This window comes from Kitasatospora sp. NPDC048239 (assembly GCF_043202015.1).
Taxonomy (GTDB): domain Bacteria; phylum Actinomycetota; class Actinomycetes; order Streptomycetales; family Streptomycetaceae; genus Kitasatospora.
Map to the genome: position 1 here is coordinate 22,152 of NZ_JBICZP010000010.1, position 17,809 is coordinate 39,960.

General features: G+C 73.1%; 5 protein-coding genes and 1 pseudogene. 5 read left to right on the forward strand and 1 reads right to left on the reverse strand.

The window, feature by feature from the left end; all coding sequences use genetic code 11:
• Window positions 1-11: 11 nt before the first annotated feature.
• Window positions 12-3,218, reverse strand: a pseudogene (locus tag ACGFZP_RS25225) (type I polyketide synthase); the annotation flags it as partial.
• 380 nt (window positions 3,219-3,598) lie between these two features.
• On the opposite strand from ACGFZP_RS25225, the gene ACGFZP_RS25230 reads away from it, so the two are divergent.
• From ACGFZP_RS25230 to ACGFZP_RS25250, 5 genes are all read left to right on the forward strand, one after another.
• On the forward strand, window positions 3,599-4,381 hold the full coding sequence (locus ACGFZP_RS25230; protein WP_392937031.1) for a thioesterase II family protein: 783 nt from the start codon (window positions 3,599-3,601) through the stop codon (window positions 4,379-4,381).
• Window positions 4,382-4,624: 243 nt separating this feature from the next.
• Window positions 4,625-6,202 carry a DHA2 family efflux MFS transporter permease subunit gene (locus ACGFZP_RS25235; RefSeq protein ID WP_392937033.1) on the forward strand — a complete coding sequence of 526 codons (1,578 nt, stop codon included), beginning with the start codon at window positions 4,625-4,627 and terminating at the stop codon, window positions 6,200-6,202.
• An 89-nt stretch (window positions 6,203-6,291) separates the two neighbouring features.
• Window positions 6,292-6,843, forward strand: a complete 552-nt coding sequence (locus ACGFZP_RS25240) for a TetR/AcrR family transcriptional regulator (protein WP_392937613.1) — start codon at window positions 6,292-6,294, stop codon at window positions 6,841-6,843.
• 355 nt (window positions 6,844-7,198) lie between these two features.
• A complete protein-coding gene (locus tag ACGFZP_RS25245) occupies window positions 7,199-8,068 on the forward strand; it encodes a sterol desaturase family protein (RefSeq protein WP_392937035.1) in 870 nt (289 codons plus the stop codon).
• Window positions 8,069-8,321: 253 nt separating this feature from the next.
• Window positions 8,322-17,789, forward strand: coding sequence for an amino acid adenylation domain-containing protein (locus ACGFZP_RS25250; protein ID WP_392937038.1), 9,468 nt, complete (start codon window positions 8,322-8,324; stop codon window positions 17,787-17,789).
• The last annotated feature ends 20 nt before the right edge of the window (window positions 17,790-17,809 follow it).

Consider the following 17,809-nt stretch of genomic DNA (forward strand, 5'->3'; position numbering starts at 1 on the left):
CCAATCCAGCTTCAGGAGAGCAGTTCAGGGAAGGTGGCGATCAGCTCGGCGGAGAGGAACTCGGCCAGAGCCAGTGGCGTCGGGTACTCGTAGACGGCGCTGAGCGACAGCTCCAGACCGGTCTCCTCGCGCAGCCGGTTGCCGAAGTCGACGGCGGAGAGCGAGGTGAACCCGAGGTCGAGGAAGTCGCCGTCGGGGTCGATCGCCTCACCGGAGGCGTGGCCGAGGGCGATCGCGCACTCGTGCCGCACGAACAGGCAGAGCTCGTCGAACCGCGCCGGCTCGTCCAGGGCGCGCAGCCGGTCGAGCAGGGTGAGCGCCTCGGGCTCGGCCCCGGCCTCGCCGGCGGGCGCCTGCGGCTGCCGGCGCTGCCACCAGTCGGTGAGCAGCGGGAGCAGCCGGTCCACGGCCTCCTGGTGCTCCTCGGCGCCGTCCAGCAGGCCGAGCAGGGCGGCGGAGTCGCCCTCGCCGACGGCCTGCCAGAAGCGGCCCTCGGCGGAGTCCGGGGCGGCCGCGCCGGGCGGCTCGGACTCGGCGTCCAACCAGTAGCGCTCGCGCTGGAAGGCGTAGGTCGGCAGGTCGACGGGCCGGCCGGTGCGGGTCGGCACGGCGGGGGAGAGGTCCACCGGGTGGCCGGCGGTGTGCAGCCCGGCCAGCGCGGTGAGCAGCGCGGTGGACTCGGGGCGGTCGCGGCGCAGCGCCGGCAGGACGGTGGCGTCGGCGGCGGTCAGGCTCTCGCGGGCCATCGCCGCGAGGACGGCGTCCGGTCCGGCCTCCAGGTAGCCGGTGACGCCGGCCTCGCGCAGGGCGGCGACGCCGTCGGCGAAGCGGACCGCCTCGCGGATGTGCCGCACCCAGTACTTGGGGTCGGTGAGGGTGCCGGGGCCGGCGACGGCGCCGAGCAGGTTGGAGACGACCGGGATCTGCGGCTCGCGGTAGGTCAACTCCTGGGCGACCGCCGCGAACTCGTCGAGGATCGGGTCCATGTGGGCGGAGTGGAAGGCGTGGCTGACGCGCAGCCGCTTGGTCTTGCGGCCGCCCGCGGCGAGCGCGTCGGCGACCGCGGTGACGGCGTCCTCGTCGCCCGAGATCACGGTGGCAGCGGGGCCGTTGACGGCGGCGACGCAGACCCGGTCGCCGTACCCGTCCAGGGCGGCCAGCACCTCGGCCTCGGTGGCCTGGACGGCGGCCATGGCGCCGCCGGCCGGGAGGCTCTGCATCAGCCGGCCGCGGGCGGCGACCAGCCGGGCCGCGTCGGCGAGGTCGAACACCCCGGCGACGTGCGCGGCGGCCAGCTCGCCGACGGAGTGGCCGATCAGGTGGTCGGGGCGGACTCCGAAGGACTCCAACAGGCGGTACAGCGCCACCTCGTGGGCGAACAGCGCGGGCTGGGTGTACCCGGTCCGGTCCAGCTCCTCGGCGTGCTCCGGGTCGAAGACCAGCTCCTTGAGGGAGCGCCCGAGGTGCGGGTCGAGGGCGGCGCAGGCGGCGTCGAAGGCCTCGGCGAAGGCGGGGAAGCGCTCGTACAGCTCGCGGCCCATGCCGGTGCGCTGGGCACCCTGGCCGGTGAACAGCACGGCGAGCGGTCCGGCGTGCGAACGGCCCTGGACCACCGAGGGGTTGGCGGTGCCGGCGGCCAGCGCCGCCAGCCCGGTGAGCAGTTCGTCCCGCCCGGCGGCGAGGACGACGGCCCGGTGGTCGAAGCCGGCGCGGGTGGTGAGCAGTGCGGAGGCGACGGCGCCGGGGTCGGCGGCGGGCTGCCCGGTGAGCAGGGCGTGCAGCCGCTCGGCCTGTCCGCGCAGCGCCCTGGGGCTGCGAGCGGACAGCGCCCACGGGGTCAACCGGCCCTCGCCGGGGGCGGATTCGCCCGCGTCCACGGCCTCGGCCTGCTCCAGGATCAGGTGCGCGTTGGTCCCGCTGATGCCGAAGGAGGACACCCCGGCCCGGCGCGGGCGGCCGGTCTCGGGCCAGGCGCGCCGCTCGGTGAGCAGCTCGACCGCGCCGGAGGACCAGTCCACGTGCCGGGTCGGCTCGTCGACGTGCAGGGTCTGCGGCAGCAGGCCGTGGCGCATCGCCAGCACCGTCTTGATGACGCCGCCGACGCCCGCGGCCGCCTGGGTGTGGCCCAGGTTGGACTTCAACGAGCCGAGCCAGAGCGGCTCCTCGCGGTTCTGGCCGTAGACGGCGAGCAGCGCCTGGGCCTCGATCGGGTCGCCGAGGGCGGTGCCGGTGCCGTGCGCCTCGACCGCGTCCACGTCCGAGGGGGCCAGCCCGGCCTGGGCGAGCGCCTGGCGGATGACCCGCTCCTGGGCGGGGCCGTTGGGGGCGGTGAGGCCGTTGCTGGCGCCGTCCTGGTTGACGGCCGAGCCGCGGATCAGGGCCAGCACCGGGTGGCCGTTGGCGCGGGCGTCGGAGAGCCGCTCCAGCACCAGCAGGCCGACGCCCTCGGACCAGCCCGTACCGTCGGCGGCCTGCGCGAAGGCCTTGGAGCGGCCGTCCGGGGCCAGGCCGCGCTGGCGGCTGAACTCGACGAAGACGCCCGGGGTGGCCATCACGGTCGCCCCGCCGGCCAGGGCCAGCGTGCACTCGCCGCGGCGCAGCGACTGCACGGCCAGGTGGAGGGTGACCAGCGAGGAGGAGCAGGCGGTGTCGACGGTGATCGCCGGGCCCTCGAAGCCGTAGGTGTAGGCGATCCGGCCGCTGGCCACGCTGGCCGCGCTGCCGATGCCGACCAGGCCCTCGACCTCCTTCGGCGTGGGCCGGCAGCGCCAGGCGTAGTCCTGGTACATCACGCCGGTGAAGACGCCGACCTGCTCGCCGCGGAGCGAGTCCGGCACGATCCCGGCCTGCTCGAGGGCCTCCCAGGAGGTCTCCAGCAGCAGCCGCTGCTGCGGGTCGATCGCGACCGCCTCACGCGGCGGCAGACCGAAGAACCCGGCGTCGAACTCCGCCGCGTCGTACAGGAATCCACCGCGCGTGGAGTAGGTCTTTCCGGCGGTCCGCGGGTCCGGGTCGAAGAGGTCCTCGGCCCAGCCGCGGTCCTCGGGGAACTCGCCGATGGCGTCCACTCCTTCGGACACCATCCGCCAGAGGTCCTCGGGCGAACGGACCCCGCCGGGGTAGCGGCAGCCCATCGCGACGATGGCGATCGGCTCCTGCTCGCGGTCGGCGATGTCGTTCAGCCGCTGCTGCGCCTGATGCAGGGCCGTGGTGGTCCGCCTGAGGTATTCCCGGAGTTTTTCCTCGTTCGTTGTCATGCGAACGTCTATCTCCTCGACTGAAGAACGGACCGCGCGGCAGAATGCGACGAATCACGGGTTATATGGCGCCGACCATATCCACCCGCTCATTCCGGGCTCAACCCCTGGTGTCCCCCTACCCGCCCAGGACGGGCCGCCCGGCGGCATACCCGCAGTTCCGGGCAGGGGGAACCCCCTATTGCCCGATAGGGGTGCCCGGGGGCGCTTGAGGGGGGTTGACGTCTGGCCCCGCGAGTATCGCCCCGGCTTGAATGTTATGCAGACCGGCGGCCCGTCGCACAAGGCGGAACTGAGCGGCGGACCGCTTCTCGGGAAGCGCGAGGGGATGGGGAATCCGAATGTACAAGTCAGCAGCGCCGGAACGGAGCAGTCTCTGGATACGGCGTTTCCAGCCGTCCCCGGCCGCACCCGCGCAGCTGGTCTGCCTCCCGCACGCGGGCGGCTCGGCCGGGTACTTCCTGCCGGTGGCCCGGGCGATGAACACCTCGGTGGACGTGCTCGCCGTCCAGTACCCCGGGCGCCAGGACCGCGCCGCCGAACCCTGCGTCGAGGACCTGCACGAACTCGCCGACCTGGTGGTGCGGGAGCTGCGTCCCTGGTCGGACCGGCCGCTCACGCTGTTCGGCCACAGCCTCGGCGCCTCGCTGGCCTTCGAGGTGGCCGTCCGGCTGGAGCGCGAGGGGATCGAGCTGCAGGGCGTGATCGCCTCCGGGCGGCGCGCGCCGTCCCGCCCCCGCGACGAGTACGTCCACCTGCTGGACGACCGCGCGCTGATCCGGGACATGGAGCGGCTGAGCGGCACCGACCCCCGGATGCTGCGCGATCCGGAAATTCTGGAAATGATTCTCCCGTACGTCCGCAGCGACTACAAGGCGGCCGAGACGTACCGCTGCCGGCCCGGCGCGGATTCCATTGACCGGCCGATTCTGGTGCTGACCGGCGATGCCGATCCGCATGTCACCACCGCCGAGGCCGAGGCATGGGCCGAGCACACCACGGCTGATTTTTCGCTGCGCACCTTCGCGGGTGGCCACTTCTTCCTCAACGACCACGCGCTGTCGGTCATCCCGGCGATCAACGCATTCATCGCCGGCCACCGCTCCATGGCGAACATCGCGTGAATTCAAGAGCAGCCGGCCGTGGATTCCCCGCGGCCGGAAGACCGCGGCCGGGGGCTCCCCGACAACCGCTTCCGCACCGCCCGTCTGCCGGTCCTCGGACCGGTGGCGGGCGGTGTCCGGCTGCCTGGACCCGGACGGTCGCTCCGCTCCGCGGTCAGTACCAAACTCTGTGACGAAGGTCACATTCCCTGACCATAGCGATACGCTCCCGTTGCGTATCGAAATCCCCTAGAGTTCTGGGCCATGACACAGACCACGATTCCCCAAGTCCAGCCCCAGGCAGGACATCCGCGCCGTTGGCTGATCCTCGGCGTGCTCGTCAGCAGCCTGCTGGTGATCCTGATCGACAACACGATCCTCAACGTCGGCCTCCGCACGATCCAGCACGACCTGAACGCCACGCAGAGCGAGATGGAGTGGGTGCTCGACTCCTACATCCTGATCTTCGCCGGCCTGATGTTCACCTTCGGCGTCCTGGGCGACCGGGTCGGCCGCAAGCTCCTCCTGGTGATCGGCCTCGTGCTGTTCGGCCTCACCTCGGTGGTCGCGGCGCTGGTGACCGAGCCGGTCCCGCTGATCCTGGCCCGCGCCGGGATGGGCCTCGGCGCCGCGATGGTCCAGCCGCAGACCCTCTCGATCATCCAGAACGTCTTCCCGCCGAACGAGCGCGGGAAGGCCATCGGCCTCTGGTCCTCCTTCTCCGGCATCGCCATCGCGGTCGGTCCGATCACCGGTGGCCTGCTGCTCAAGTACTTCTGGTGGGGCTCGCTCTTCCTGGTCAACATCCCGGTCGTGATCGTCGGCTCCATCGCGGTGATGATGGTCGTGCCCGAGTCCCGTGACCCCAAGCCCAGCCGGCTCGACCCGCTCGGCGTGGTGCTCAGCACCGTCGGCGTCATCGGCCTGGTCTACGGGATCATCAAGGGCGGCGAGACCAACGACTGGATCTCCGCGGCCGTCCTGCTCCCCTCCGTCGGCGGCGTGGCCGTCCTGGCGCTCTTCGTCTGGCTGCAGAAGCGCAGCGCCTCGCCCACGCTGGACGTCAACCTGTTCCGCAACCGGCTCTTCTCCAGCGGTACCTTCGCCCTCTCGGTGACCTCGTTCGCGCTGATGGGCGGCCTGGTCTTCATGGCCTACTACTGGCAGGCGGCGCGCGGCTACGACGCGCTGAAGGCCGGCCTGTTCGCCCTGCCCGTCGCGGTCGGCATGATGATCAGCGCGGCCAAGAGCTCCGGCCTGACCGCCAAGTTCGGCCACCGCGGCCCGGTCGCCGGCGGCCTCGCCATCATGGGCCTGTCCCTGCTGGGCTGGGCGATCGTCGACAAGGACACCGCGGTCTGGTACCTGCTGGTGATCAGCCTCCTGTTCGGCTTCGGCATGGGCGGCGTGTTCGCCCCGGCCACCGCGCTCGCCATGTCGGCGGTGCCGGTGACCAAGGCGGGCGCCGGCTCGGCGGTCACCAACACCGTCCGCCAGATGGCCGGTGCGCTCGGTATCGCGGTGCTCGGATCGGTGCTCGCCGCGGCCTACCGTGGCAAGATCTCCGGCACGGTGGACACGGTCTTCCCGGAGGCCGCCCGGCACAATGCCGCCGAGTCGATCGTTGGTACGGGTACCGAGGCCGAGAAGCTGGTCGCCCAGGTACAGTCGGGTAGCGTTCCACAATCCGCGCTCGCCAACCTGCACTCGCTGTTCGAGAAGGCACAGGACGCCTTCATCTCGGCGATGCACGTGACGTCGATCGCTGCTGGAGGGTTCGCGCTCCTCGGCGCGGCGGCGGTGGTCCTGGCGATGCCCAGCCGTAACCCCCGCACCGAGTAGGAGGCCCCACCATCCAAAAGACAAGTGCGCCGGTCAAAAGAACGCCGGTCCGGTCCGGACGGCCTCGGAGTGAGGAGGCGGAGCGGGCGATCCTCGACGCCTCGCTCGCCCTCCTCGCCGAGGTCGGCCCGGACGGGCTCTCCGTGGAGACCGTCGCGGCCCGGGCCTCCGTCGCCAAGACCACCATCTACCGGCGGTGGAAGACCAAGGACGAGCTCCTGGTGGCCGCGATCTGCTCCCTGCGGGGCGAGATGCCGGAGGCCCCGGCCGCGAAGGACCTGCGGCAGGCGCTGATCGAATGCGTCCGGGGGATGCAGCGGATGCACGACGATCCGCGGTACATCCAGCTGGTGCCCCGGCTGTTCGGTGTCGCCGACACCCACCCGGAGCTCTACCGGGAGTACGTCGACCAGGCGATCCGCCCGCGTCGGGACATCGTCCTCCAGATCCTCCAGAAGGGGGTCGCGGAGGGGGTGATCCGCTCGGGGGCGAATCTGAACCTCGCGATGGACCTGCTGCTCGGTCCGGTCCTGATCCGCTCGTTCCGGTCCTCGGGAGCGGATCCGACCGACACCAGCTTCAGTGACCTCGACCCCGAGGAACTGGTGAACGCGGTACTGGACGGGCTGGCGCCCCGGTGATCCTCCGGGAACGGGGGATCCACGACTCAGGCCCGATGGGAGACCATCGGGCCTGAGTCTTTTTCGTTCCCCAACGACCCTGCGGGAGGCCGGTGGTGACGGGCCGTCCGGTCCGCCGCCGGGCCCTGCCGCCGGCGATCCGCAGCGTCGGCGGATCGGGCTGATGATGCGATGGGATATCGGAACTCACGTAACACTGAAAGCATATGACGCACTGTTTGTCTGCGTATTGTCGGACAATTTTGGCCGCTTGTGATTCCCCTCCGAAATCGCTCGCATCCCCTTCGGATCACCGTTAGTATCAGAACGAATGCGTTCGGTGATCGCTCGGTGTTGGATCGCGAAGGGGGCCGCCATGGGCGTACGGCTGCGAGCTGTGCTCCGTCATGTCGCATACCCGGTACTGCTGTTCACGCTCGTGGCGATATCGCTCTCGGCCCTGCGCTGGCGCTGGGACTTCGGCCGGGTGAGCCTGCTCTTCCTGTTCGGCACGGTCGGTTATCTGGCGGTGCTCGAATGGTTGATCCCCTACGAAGTGCAATGGCGACCGGCCCCTGGTGAGTTGGGCCGGTACGGCGTGTACTTCGTGCTCACCCTGATCGGCGGGAGCCTCGCGCAGCTGCCGGTCTCGGTCGTCGTGGGCCGGGTGGCGCCGCCGCATCCGGGGCTGCCGCTCTGGGCCGAGATCCCGGCGGCGCTGCTGCTCGGCTCGCTGGCCAACTACCTGGTGCACCGGTGGAGCCACCACAACCCGTGGCTCTGGCGGCTGCACGGGGTGCACCACGTCCCGCGGAAGGTCAACGTCGCCAACAACGGCGTCAACCACGTCCTCGACGTGCTGGTCACCCAGGGCGCCGTCCAGCTCTCCCTGGCACTGGCGGGCTTCTCACAGGAGTCGGTGTTCGTGGTGGGCCTGTTCGTGGTCGCCCAGGGGTACTTCGTGCACGCCAACGTCGACGTCCGGATCGGCCCGCTCAACCACGTCCTGGCCGGCCCGGAGCAGCACCGGCTGCACCACAGCGTCGACCTGGCCGAGGCCGGGCACTACGGCTCGGACCTCTCGGTCTGGGACCACCTCTTCGGCAGCTTCACCTGGCAGCCGGGCCGCAGACCGGCCGCGGTGGGGCTGCGGCGCCCGTCCGACTTCCCCGGTACGGGCGAGGTGATCGCCAGTCATCTCCAGGCCCTGCGCCGCCCGGTGCGGGCGGAGGACTCCCCGGCCTGACCGCTTCCCGGCCTGACCGCTCCCACGCCCCCGTCCACCCGCCCGTCGCCCCACCCGTCCGCCCTTCGGCCCGCCCTCCTTCGGCCCGTTCCCCCGGGCCCGTCCCCCCTCCCGGCCCGTCCTCCTTCCCGGCCCGCCCCGGCCGACCCTGCTCCGGCGTGCCCGGAGCGGGGCCGCGGCCGCCGTTTCCATGCCCGCGCGGCCTCCCACACCCGTGCCGCGCGGGCGAACGCAGTGACACAAGGACTCGACCATGACGGATTCATGCTTCGCCGTACCCCCGGACTCCTCTGATTCCCCCGACCGCTCCCACCGCTCCGACCGCTCCGACCGCTCTGCCGACTCGCCCCGCCCGGACCTCGCAGTCCGACCGGGCGCCGCCCGCCCCTCCGGCGCCCAGGAGAAGATCGCGATCATCGGCATCGGCTGCCGACTGCCGGGCGGCGCCAACGACCACCGGACGTTCTGGCAGAACCTGGTGGAGGGCAAGGACTGCATCACCCCGACCCCGCGCAGCCGCTACGACGTGTCCACCCTCGGCAGCCGGGACAAGGCCAAGCCGGGCAGGCTGGTGGGCGGCCGAGGCGGCTACATCGACGGCTTCGACGAGTTCGACCCGGCGTTCTTCGGCATCAGCGGCCGCGAGGCCGACCACATGGACCCGCAGCAGCGCAAGCTCCTGGAGGTCGCCTGGGAGGCCCTGGAGGACGGCGGCCAGAAGCCGGGCGAGCTGGCCGGCCGCGAAGTCGGCGTCTACGTGGGCGCGTTCACCCTGGACTACAAGATCGTCCAGTTCTCCGACCTCTCCTTCGAGACCCTGGCCGCGCACACCGCCACCGGCACGATGATGACGATGGTGTCGAACCGGATCTCGCACTGCTTCGACTTCCGCGGCCCCAGCGTCTCCCTCGACACCGCGTGCAGCTCCTCCCTGGTCGCCGTCCACCTCGCCGTACAGAGCCTGCAGCGCGGCGAGACCGACCTCGCGCTGGCCGGCGGCACCCTGCTGCACATCGCGCCGCAGTACACCATCGCCGAGAGCAAGGGCGGCTTCCTCTCCCCGCAGGGCCGCTCCCGCACCTTCGACGCCTCGGCCGACGGCTACGTCCGCGCCGAGGGCGTCGCCGTGGTCGCGCTCAAGCGGCTCTCCGACGCCCAGCGCGACGGCGACCCGATCCACGCCGTGATCATCGGCAGCGGCGTCAACCAGGACGGCCGCACCAACGGCATCACGGTGCCCAACCCGGACGCCCAGGTCACCCTGATCGAGCGGGTCTGCGCCGAGGCGGGCATCACCCCCGGCAGCCTCCAGTACGTCGAGGCGCACGGCACCTCCACCCCGGTGGGCGACCCGATCGAGGCCGGCGCCCTGGCCCGCGCCCTGCGGGTCGGCCGCCGCCCCGGCGACCAGTGCTACGTCGGCTCGGTCAAGACCAACATCGGCCACACCGAGTCGGCCTCCGGCCTGGCCGGGCTGATCAAGTCCGCGCTGGCGATCGAGCACCGCCTGATCCCGCCGCACATCAACCTGGAGCGGCTCAACCCGGCGATCGACCCGGCCACCCTGCCGTACGAGATCCCCACCGAGCCCACCCCCTGGCCGGCCCACCGCGGCCCCGCCCGGGCGGGCGTCAACTCCTTCGGCTTCGGCGGCACCAACGCCCACGTCCTGCTGGAGGCCGCCCCCGCGCCGGCCGCCGAGCCCGCGCAGGCACCGCCGCCCCGGTACACCGTCCTGCCGCTCACCGCGCGCGACGCCGCCGCGCTGCCCGAGCTGGCCGCCGGCGTCCAGGCCGAGCTGACCGGCGTCCGCGGCGGCGCCCCCGTCGCCCTCGCCGACCTCGGCCACACCCTCGCCCACCGCCGCCAGCACCTGGACTCCCGGCTCTCGGTGGTCTACGACACCCGGGAGGCGCTGGACGACGCACTCGGCGCCTACCTGCGCGGCGAGCCGCACCCCCGGGTGCTGACCGACCAGCGCCGCGCGGCCGGACACCGCCGGCTGGCCTGGGTGTTCACCGGCATGGGCCCGCAGTGGTGGGGGATGGGCCGGCAGCTGTTCGCCGCCGAGCCGGTCTACCGCGAGGCCGTCGAACGCTGCTCCGAGCACATCGCCGAGCTCACCGGCTGGTCGCTCACCGAGGAGCTGGCCGCCGACGAGTCCGCCTCCAGGATGGCCGAGACCTGGCTCGCCCAGCCCGCCAACTTCGCCGTCCAGATCGGCCTGGCCGCCCTCTGGCGCAGCCGCGGCGTGCGCCCCGACGCCGTCGTCGGCCACAGCACCGGCGAGGTCGCCGCCTTCCACGAGGCCGGGGTCTACGACCTGGCCGACGCGGTCAAGGTCGTGGTGCACCGCAGCCGCCTCCAGCAGCGGCTGGCCGGCACCGGCGGCATGCTCGCCGTGGCGCTGTCCGAGGCCGAGGCGCTGCGCCGGCTGCGCCCGCACGGCGACGCCGTCTCGGTCGCCGCGATCAACAGCCCGACCTCGCTCACCCTCGCAGGGGACACCGACGTCCTGGCCGAACTGGCCGCCGAGCTGACCGCCGAACAGGTCTTCGCCCGCCCGCTGACCGTCGAAGTGCCCTACCACAGCGCCCGGATGGAGCTGATCAGGGAGGAGCTGCTCGACTCGCTCGCCGACCTCAAGCCCCGGCCCGCCCAGGTGCCGCTCCACCTCACCGGCCAGGAGGGCACCGCCCACGGCACCGAGCTGGACGCCGCCTACTGGTGGCGCAACGTCCGCGACAGCGTGCGCTTCCGGCAGGCGGTGGAGCGGCTCGCCGACGACGGCTGCCGGCTCTTCCTGGAGATCGGCCCGCACCCCGTGCTGGGCCGGGCGATCCAGGAGACGCTGGAGGGCCGGCCCGGCGACGACCTCCCCGAGGTGCGGACCCTTCCCTCGATCCGCCGCCAGGAGGACGAGCAGGCCTGCTTCACCGCCTCGCTGGCCGCCCTGCACAACCTCGGCGCGGCCGTCGACTGGTCCGTCCTCCAGCCGTCCGGACGGCCGGTGCCGCTGCCGCGCTACCCGTTCAAGCGCGACCGGCACTGGGTCGAGCCCGGTGTGGTCGAGCAGGTCCGACTCGGCCGGCTCGACCACCCGCTGCTCGGCCGCCGGCTGCCGAGCGCCGAGCCGCTCTGGGAGGCCCGGCTGGACGCCGAGGCGCTGCCCTACCTGGAGGACCACCGGATCCAGGGCGACGTGCTCTTCCCCGCGGCCGGCTATCTGGAGATGGCCGTCCAGGCGGTGCGCGCACTGACCGGCGGCACCGACGCCGCGCTGGCCGGGATCGAGCTGCGCAAGGCGCTGTTCCTGCCCGACGGGGAGGCCCGGGCCGTCCAGCTCGCCCTCTCGGCCGAGGACGGCGGCTTCACCGTCAGCACCCTCGGCGAGGGCGGCCGGGAGCGCACCGTGCACGCCGCGGGCACCGTCCGCCCGGCCCAGCGCCGCCGCGGCGGCCACCGGCTGGACGCCGAGCGGATCCGCGGGCGCAGCGCCCGCCGGCTGTCCGGCCCCGACTGCTACACCGCCCTGGCCGCCCTCGGCTACCACTACGGCCCGGCCTTCCAGGGCATCGAGGAGGTCTGGATCGGCCCCGGGGAGGCGCTGGCCCGGATCCGCCCCACGGCGGCGATCGCCGGCACGACGGCCGGCCACCACGTCCACCCGGTGCTGATGGACGCCTGCTTCCAGACCCTGCTGACCCCCCAGCTGCTCACCGCCACCGGCCCGGCCGGCACCGGCATCAAGCTGCCGCTGGCCATCGAGGAGGTCCGCCTGGACGCGGTCGGCGAACGCCCGCTCTGGGTGCACGCCACCGTCACCCGCGACGCCGGGGACGAGCTGCTCGGCGACATCGCCGTGTACGACGAGAGCGGTGCCCCGCTCGGGGGGATCGGCGGCTTCCGCGCCACCGACGTCGAGCGGGCCGCCACCGCCGTCGGCCTCGCCACCATCGACGGCTGGCTCGCCGAGCCCGTCTGGCAGGAGCTCCCGGACGCTCCCGACACCCCCGACCTGCTCGCCGAACACCCCGACCACTGGCTGCTGTTCGCCGACGCCGGGGGAGTGGCCGAGGAGTTGGCCGCCCGGATCACCGCACGCGGCGGCAGCTGCCACCTGCTCCGCCCGGGCACCGGCTACCGGCCGGCCGCCGACGGGCGGGAGTCCACCGTCGAGCCCGGCTCGGCCGAGGACCTCGGCCGGGTGCTGGCCGCACTGCGCGCCGCCGGCGCCCCCGACCCGGCGGCCGTCGTCCACCTCTGGAACCTCGACCGGCCCGCCCTCGCGGCCGCCGACCACGCCGCCGTGGCCGACGGCACCGCCGTCGGCGCGTACAGCCTGATCGCGCTCGCCGCCCTGCTCCCCGGTGAACTGCCCGAGGCCAGGCTGCACATCGTCACCCGCACCGCCCAGGCCACCGCCCCCGGTGAGCCGGTCGAACCGCTCGGCGCCCCGGCCTGGGGCATCGGCCGGGTGCTGCGCCACCAGGAGCTGCCCGGCCACCCCGGCAAGCTGGTCGACCTCGGCCCGGCCGCCGAGCCCGGCACCGAGGCGGCCGCGCTGCTGCGCGAGTTCGGGCTCGCCGACGAGGACGAGATCGCGTTGCGCGCGGGCCGCCGGCTGACCGCCCGGCTGCGCTCCGCCGAGGGCCTCACCAGGCCGCTGCCGCCCCGGCTGCGCCCGGACGGCAGCTACCTGGTGACGGGCGCCTTCGGCGCGCTCGGCCGACTGCTCTGCCGGACGCTGGTCCGGCGCGGCGCCCGCCGGCTGATCCTGGTCGGCCGCAGCCCGCTGCCCCCGCGCGAGCAGTGGCGCGGTCTCGACCCGCAGAGCCCGGCCGGACGTGGCGCCGCCTTCGTGCGCGAGCTGGAGGCCCTCGGCGCGCAGCCCGTCCCGGCGCCGCTGGACATCACCGACGAGCGGGCGCTGGCCGACTGGCTGGCCGAGTACCGCGCGCTCGACTCGCCGCCGATCCGGGGCGTCTTCCACCTGGCCGGGCAGGTCCGCGACACCCTCGTCCCCGAGCTGGACCGTGAGGTGTTCGACACCGTCCACGGCCCCAAGGTGCTCGGCGCGTTCGCGCTGCACCGGCAGCTGGCCGACGAACCGCTCGACCACTTCGTGCTGTTCGCCTCGATCGCCTCGCTGCTGACGACGGCCGGCCAGACCAACTACGCGGCCGGGAACGCCTTCCTGGACGCGCTGGCGCACCACCGCCGGGCCCTCGGGCTGCCCGCGCTCTCGCTCGACTGGGGGCCCTGGGCCACCGGCATGATCGAGGAGCTCGGACTGATCGACCACTACCGCAACAGCCGCGGCATGAGCTCGCTCGCGCCGGAGGCCGGCATGGCCGTGCTGGAACGGGTGCTCGGCCAGGACCGCGCCCAGCTGCTGGTCGCCACCGTGGTCGACTGGCCGGTCTTCCTCTCCTGGTACCCGGCGCCGCCACCGCTGGTCGCCGAGCTGGCCGCCGCCGCCCGGTCCGCCGCCCCGGCCCAGGAGCAGAGCAGCCTGCTGGAGGCGCTGCGGGCGGCCGGCGAGGAGGAGCGCCGGGCGCTGCTCGCCGAGCGGTTCGCCGCGCTCGCCGCCACCGTGCTGCGGGTGCCCGTCGAGCAGATCGGGCCCGGCACCGGCCTGGGCGGCCTCGGCCTGGACTCGCTGCTCGCGATGGAGCTGCGCGCCCGGCTCAACACCGAGCTCGGCGTCGCCCTGCCGGTGGTGGCGCTGCTCGGCAACGCGCCGGTGGGCGAGCTGGTCGCCCGGCTGTACGAGGGCGTGGCCGAGCTGATCGAGGACGACGGCGCGGGCTCCGGCGGCGCCGAGGTCGAGCTCTTCGAGGACGCGACGAGCTTCCCGTTGACCCAGAACCAGAAGGCGCTCTGGTTCCTCAAACAGCTCAACCCGGACGGCTTCGCCTACAACATCGGCGGCGCGGTCGAGGTCCGGGTGGAGCTGGAGCCCGAGCTGATGGCCGCCGCCTTCCGGGCGATGGTCGAGCGCCACCCCAGCCTGCGGGCCAACTTCCTGCTCGACGGCGGCCGGGCCGTCCAGCGGGTGCGCGCCGAGGCCGAGCCGGACTTCCGGGTGTTCGACGTCCAGGGCCTGGAGTGGGCCGAGGTCCACGACCTGATCGTCCGCGAGTACCGCAAGCCGTACGACCTGGAGCACGACCCGCTGGTGCGGTTCCGGCTGTTCCGGCGCGGGCCGGAGCGCTGGGTGATCATGAAGGCCGTCCACCACATCATCTCGGACGCCATCTCCACCTTCACCTTCATCGAGGAGCTGCTCGCCGTCTACGAGGGCCTGCGCCAGGGCCGGGCCCCGCAGCTCCCCCCGGTCACCGCCCGCTACCTCGACTTCCTCAACCGGCAGAACGCCTTCCTGGCCGGACGCGAGGCGCCGAAGATGCTCGACTACTGGCGTTCGCACCTGCCCGCCGAGGTGCCGATCCTCAGCCTGCCCACCGACAAGCCGCGCCCGGCGGTGCAGACGCACAACGGCGCCTCCGAGTTCTTCGTCCTGGACGAGGAGCTCAGCGCCCGGGTGCACGCGCTGGCCCGGGAGCACAACGTCACCGTCTTCATGGTGCTGCTCAGCGCCTACTACCTGCTGCTGCACGCCTATTCGGGCCAGGAGGACATCATCGTCGGCAGCCCGGTGACGGGCCGCACCGACGAGGAGTTCGCCTCCGTCTACGGCTACTTCGTCAACCCGCTGCCGCTGCACGTCTCGCTGGCCGGTGCGCCGACCGTGGCCGAGCTGCTGGCGCAGGTGCGCACCACCGTGCTGGGCGGGCTGGACAACCAGGAGTACCCGTTCGTCCTGCTGGTGGAGAAGCTCGGGCTGCAGCACGACCCGAGCCGCTCGGCGGTCTTCCAGGCGATGTTCATCCTGCTCCACCACAAGGTGGCCACCGAGAAGTACGGCTACCACCTGGAGTACATCGAACTCCCGGAGGAGGAGGGGCAGTTCGATCTCACGCTGTCCGCCTACGAGGACGAGGCCGAGCGCCGGTTCCACTGCGTCTTCAAGTACAACACCGACCTCTTCCTGCCGGAGACCATGCGGCGGCTGGCCGGCCACTACGTCAACCTGCTGTCCGGGCTGACCGCGGCCGGCGCAGAACAGCCCGCCACCGGGCTGGAGTTGCTGGGCCCGGCGGAGCGCGCCCTGGTGCTCGGCCGGTGGAGCGGGGCCGACCGAACGGTGGCCCACGAGGAGCCGGTCCACGAGCTGGTGCTGCGGGCGGCCGCGGCGGATCCGACCGCGCTCGCGGTCACCGCCCCCGCCGAGTCCGGTGAGACCGTCCGGCTGACCTACGGCGAGCTGGCCGAGCGCTCCCGCCGGGCCGCCGAGCGGCTGCGAGCCCTCGGCGCCGGCCCCGGCTCGGTGGTGGCGCTCTGCCTCGACAAGTCCCCCGGGCTGATCGTCGCCCTGCTGGCGGTGCTGCGCACCGGCGCCGCCTACCTGCCGCTCGACCCGGGCCACCCGGCCGACCGGCTGGCGTACATGGTCGAGCACGCCGGTGCGCGGCTGCTGGTCACCGAGGACGAGCGGCTGTCCGGGCTGCCGGCCCGGGTGGTCACCCCGGCGGAGCTGGCCGAGGCGGCCGAGCCTGCCGCGCCCGCCGAAGCGATCGACGGGCCGGTCGACCCCGACGCCACCGCCTACGTCGTCTACACCTCCGGCTCCACCGGCCGCCCCAAGGCCGTCCGGGTCGGCCACCGCAACCTGGCCTCCGCCTACCAGGCCTGGCGCACCGAGTACCGGCTGGACACCGACGCCCGGGTCCACCTCCAGATGGCCGGCCCCGCCTTCGACGTCTTCACCGGGGACGTCGTCCGGGCGCTCTGCTCCGGCGCCACCCTGGTGCTGGTCGGCCGGGAGCTGCTGTTCAACACCGCCCGGCTGTACGAGGTGATGCGGGCCGAGCGGGTGGACGCCGCCGAGTTCGTCCCGGCCGTGGTCCGCACCCTGATGAACCACTGCGAGCGGGCCGACGCCCGGCTGGACTTCATGCGGCTGCTGGTGGTCGGCTCCGACGTCTGGAAGGTCGAGGAGTACCAGCGGCTGGGCGCCCTGTGCGGCCCGCGGACCAGGCTGGTCAACTCCTACGGGCTGACCGAGGCCACCATCGACAGCGCCTACTTCGAGGGCCCGGTCGACGGCCTGGAGCCCAGCCGGATGGTGCCGATCGGGCGGCCGTTCCCGAACAGCGCCCTCCTCCTCCTGGACGAGCACGGCCGGCCGGTCCCGCCCGGGGTCCCGGGCGAGCTGTGCATCGGCGGCTCCGGCGTGGCCCTGGGCTACGTCGGTGACGAGGAGCAGACCGACCGCCGCTTCGTCACCCGGCCGCTCGGCGGCCCCGACGGCACCGAGCCGCTGCGGCTCTACCGCACCGGGGACCTCGCCCGCTGGGACGCCTCGGGCGGGGTGCACCTGCTCGGCCGGGCCGACTCCCAGATCAAGGTGCGCGGCCACCGGATCGAGCTCGGCGAGATCGAGACCCAGCTCGCCGAGTGGCCCGACCTCGCCCAGGCGGTGGTCACCGTCCGTCCCGGCGCGAGCGGCGAGAACGTGCTCTGCGCCTACTGCGTCCCCGCCCCCGGGCGCGCCCTGGACCGCCGGGAGCTCCGCCGCCACCTGGCCGGCTACCTGCCCACCTTCATGATCCCCGGCCACTTCACCGAACTGGCCGCGCTGCCGCTCACCGCCAACGGCAAGGTGGACGTCGCGGCGCTGCCAGCCCCCCGGGCGGACGCCGGCGAGCAGGCCGTCGAACCGCCGGTGACCCTCTACGAGGTCCGGATGGCCGAGCACTGGCAGGCCCTGCTCGGGATCGGGGAGGTCGGCCTCCAGCACGACTTCTTCGAGGTCGGCGGCAGCTCGATCAAGCTGATCGAGCTGATCCACGGCCTCCAGACCGAGTTCAACATCGGCATCCCGGTCAGCCTGCTGTTCAAGGTCACCACCCTGCACGGGATGGCCAGGACGGTGGAGCACATCGTCACCGGCCGGATCGAGGGCGCCCAGCCGTACCTCTGGTTCAACCAGGAGCAGCAGCAGACCCTCTTCTGCTTCCCGCCGGCGGGCGGCCACGGCCTGGTCTACCGGCAGTTCGCCGCCCACCTGCCCGAGTACCGGATGGTCGCCTTCAACTACGTCACGGGGGACGACAAGGTCACCCGCTACGCCGACCTGATCGACACCCTCCAGCCGGAGGGCCCCTGCGCCCTGCTCGGCTACTCGCTCGGCGGGAACCTCGCCTTCGAGGTGGCCAAGGAGCTGGAGCGGCGCGGCCGGGCGGTGCCCAATGTGGTGATCATGGACTCGCACCGCATCCTGGAGTCCTTCACCCTCGGCGACGAGCACGTCGAGGCCTTCGAGCGCGAGCTCGCCGAGCACCTGCACCGCCACACCGGCTCGGCGGTCCTGGCCCAGGAGACCCGCGAACAGGCCCGGGACTACCTGCAGTTCTGCAGTCGCACGCCCAACCTCGGAGTGATCGCCGCCCCGGTCAGCGTGATCTCCGACGACGAGAAGGTGGCGCTCTACGCGGACGGCGAGCACGGCGCCTGGCACGGCAGCTCGGCCACCCGGACGGCGGTGTTCCAGGGCTTCGGCACCCACGCCGAGATGCTCGACCGCGAGTACAGCGGCCGCAACGCGGGGCTGGCCCGGGACATCCTCACCGGAGCCGCCGCCCATGCGTCCTGAGACCGGCACCCCGCAGGCCC

What these genes read in the sequence shown, in the direction of transcription:
- ACGFZP_RS25230 (WP_392937031.1), top strand. Translation starts at nt 3,599, where the DNA reads ATGTACAAGTCAGCAGCGCCGGAACGGAGCAGTCTCTGGATACGGCGT.
- ACGFZP_RS25235 (WP_392937033.1), top strand. Translation starts at nt 4,625, where the DNA reads ATGACACAGACCACGATTCCCCAAGTCCAGCCCCAGGCAGGACATCCG.
- ACGFZP_RS25245 (WP_392937035.1), top strand. Translation starts at nt 7,199, where the DNA reads ATGGGCGTACGGCTGCGAGCTGTGCTCCGTCATGTCGCATACCCGGTA.
- ACGFZP_RS25250 (WP_392937038.1), top strand. Translation starts at nt 8,322, where the DNA reads ATGACGGATTCATGCTTCGCCGTACCCCCGGACTCCTCTGATTCCCCC.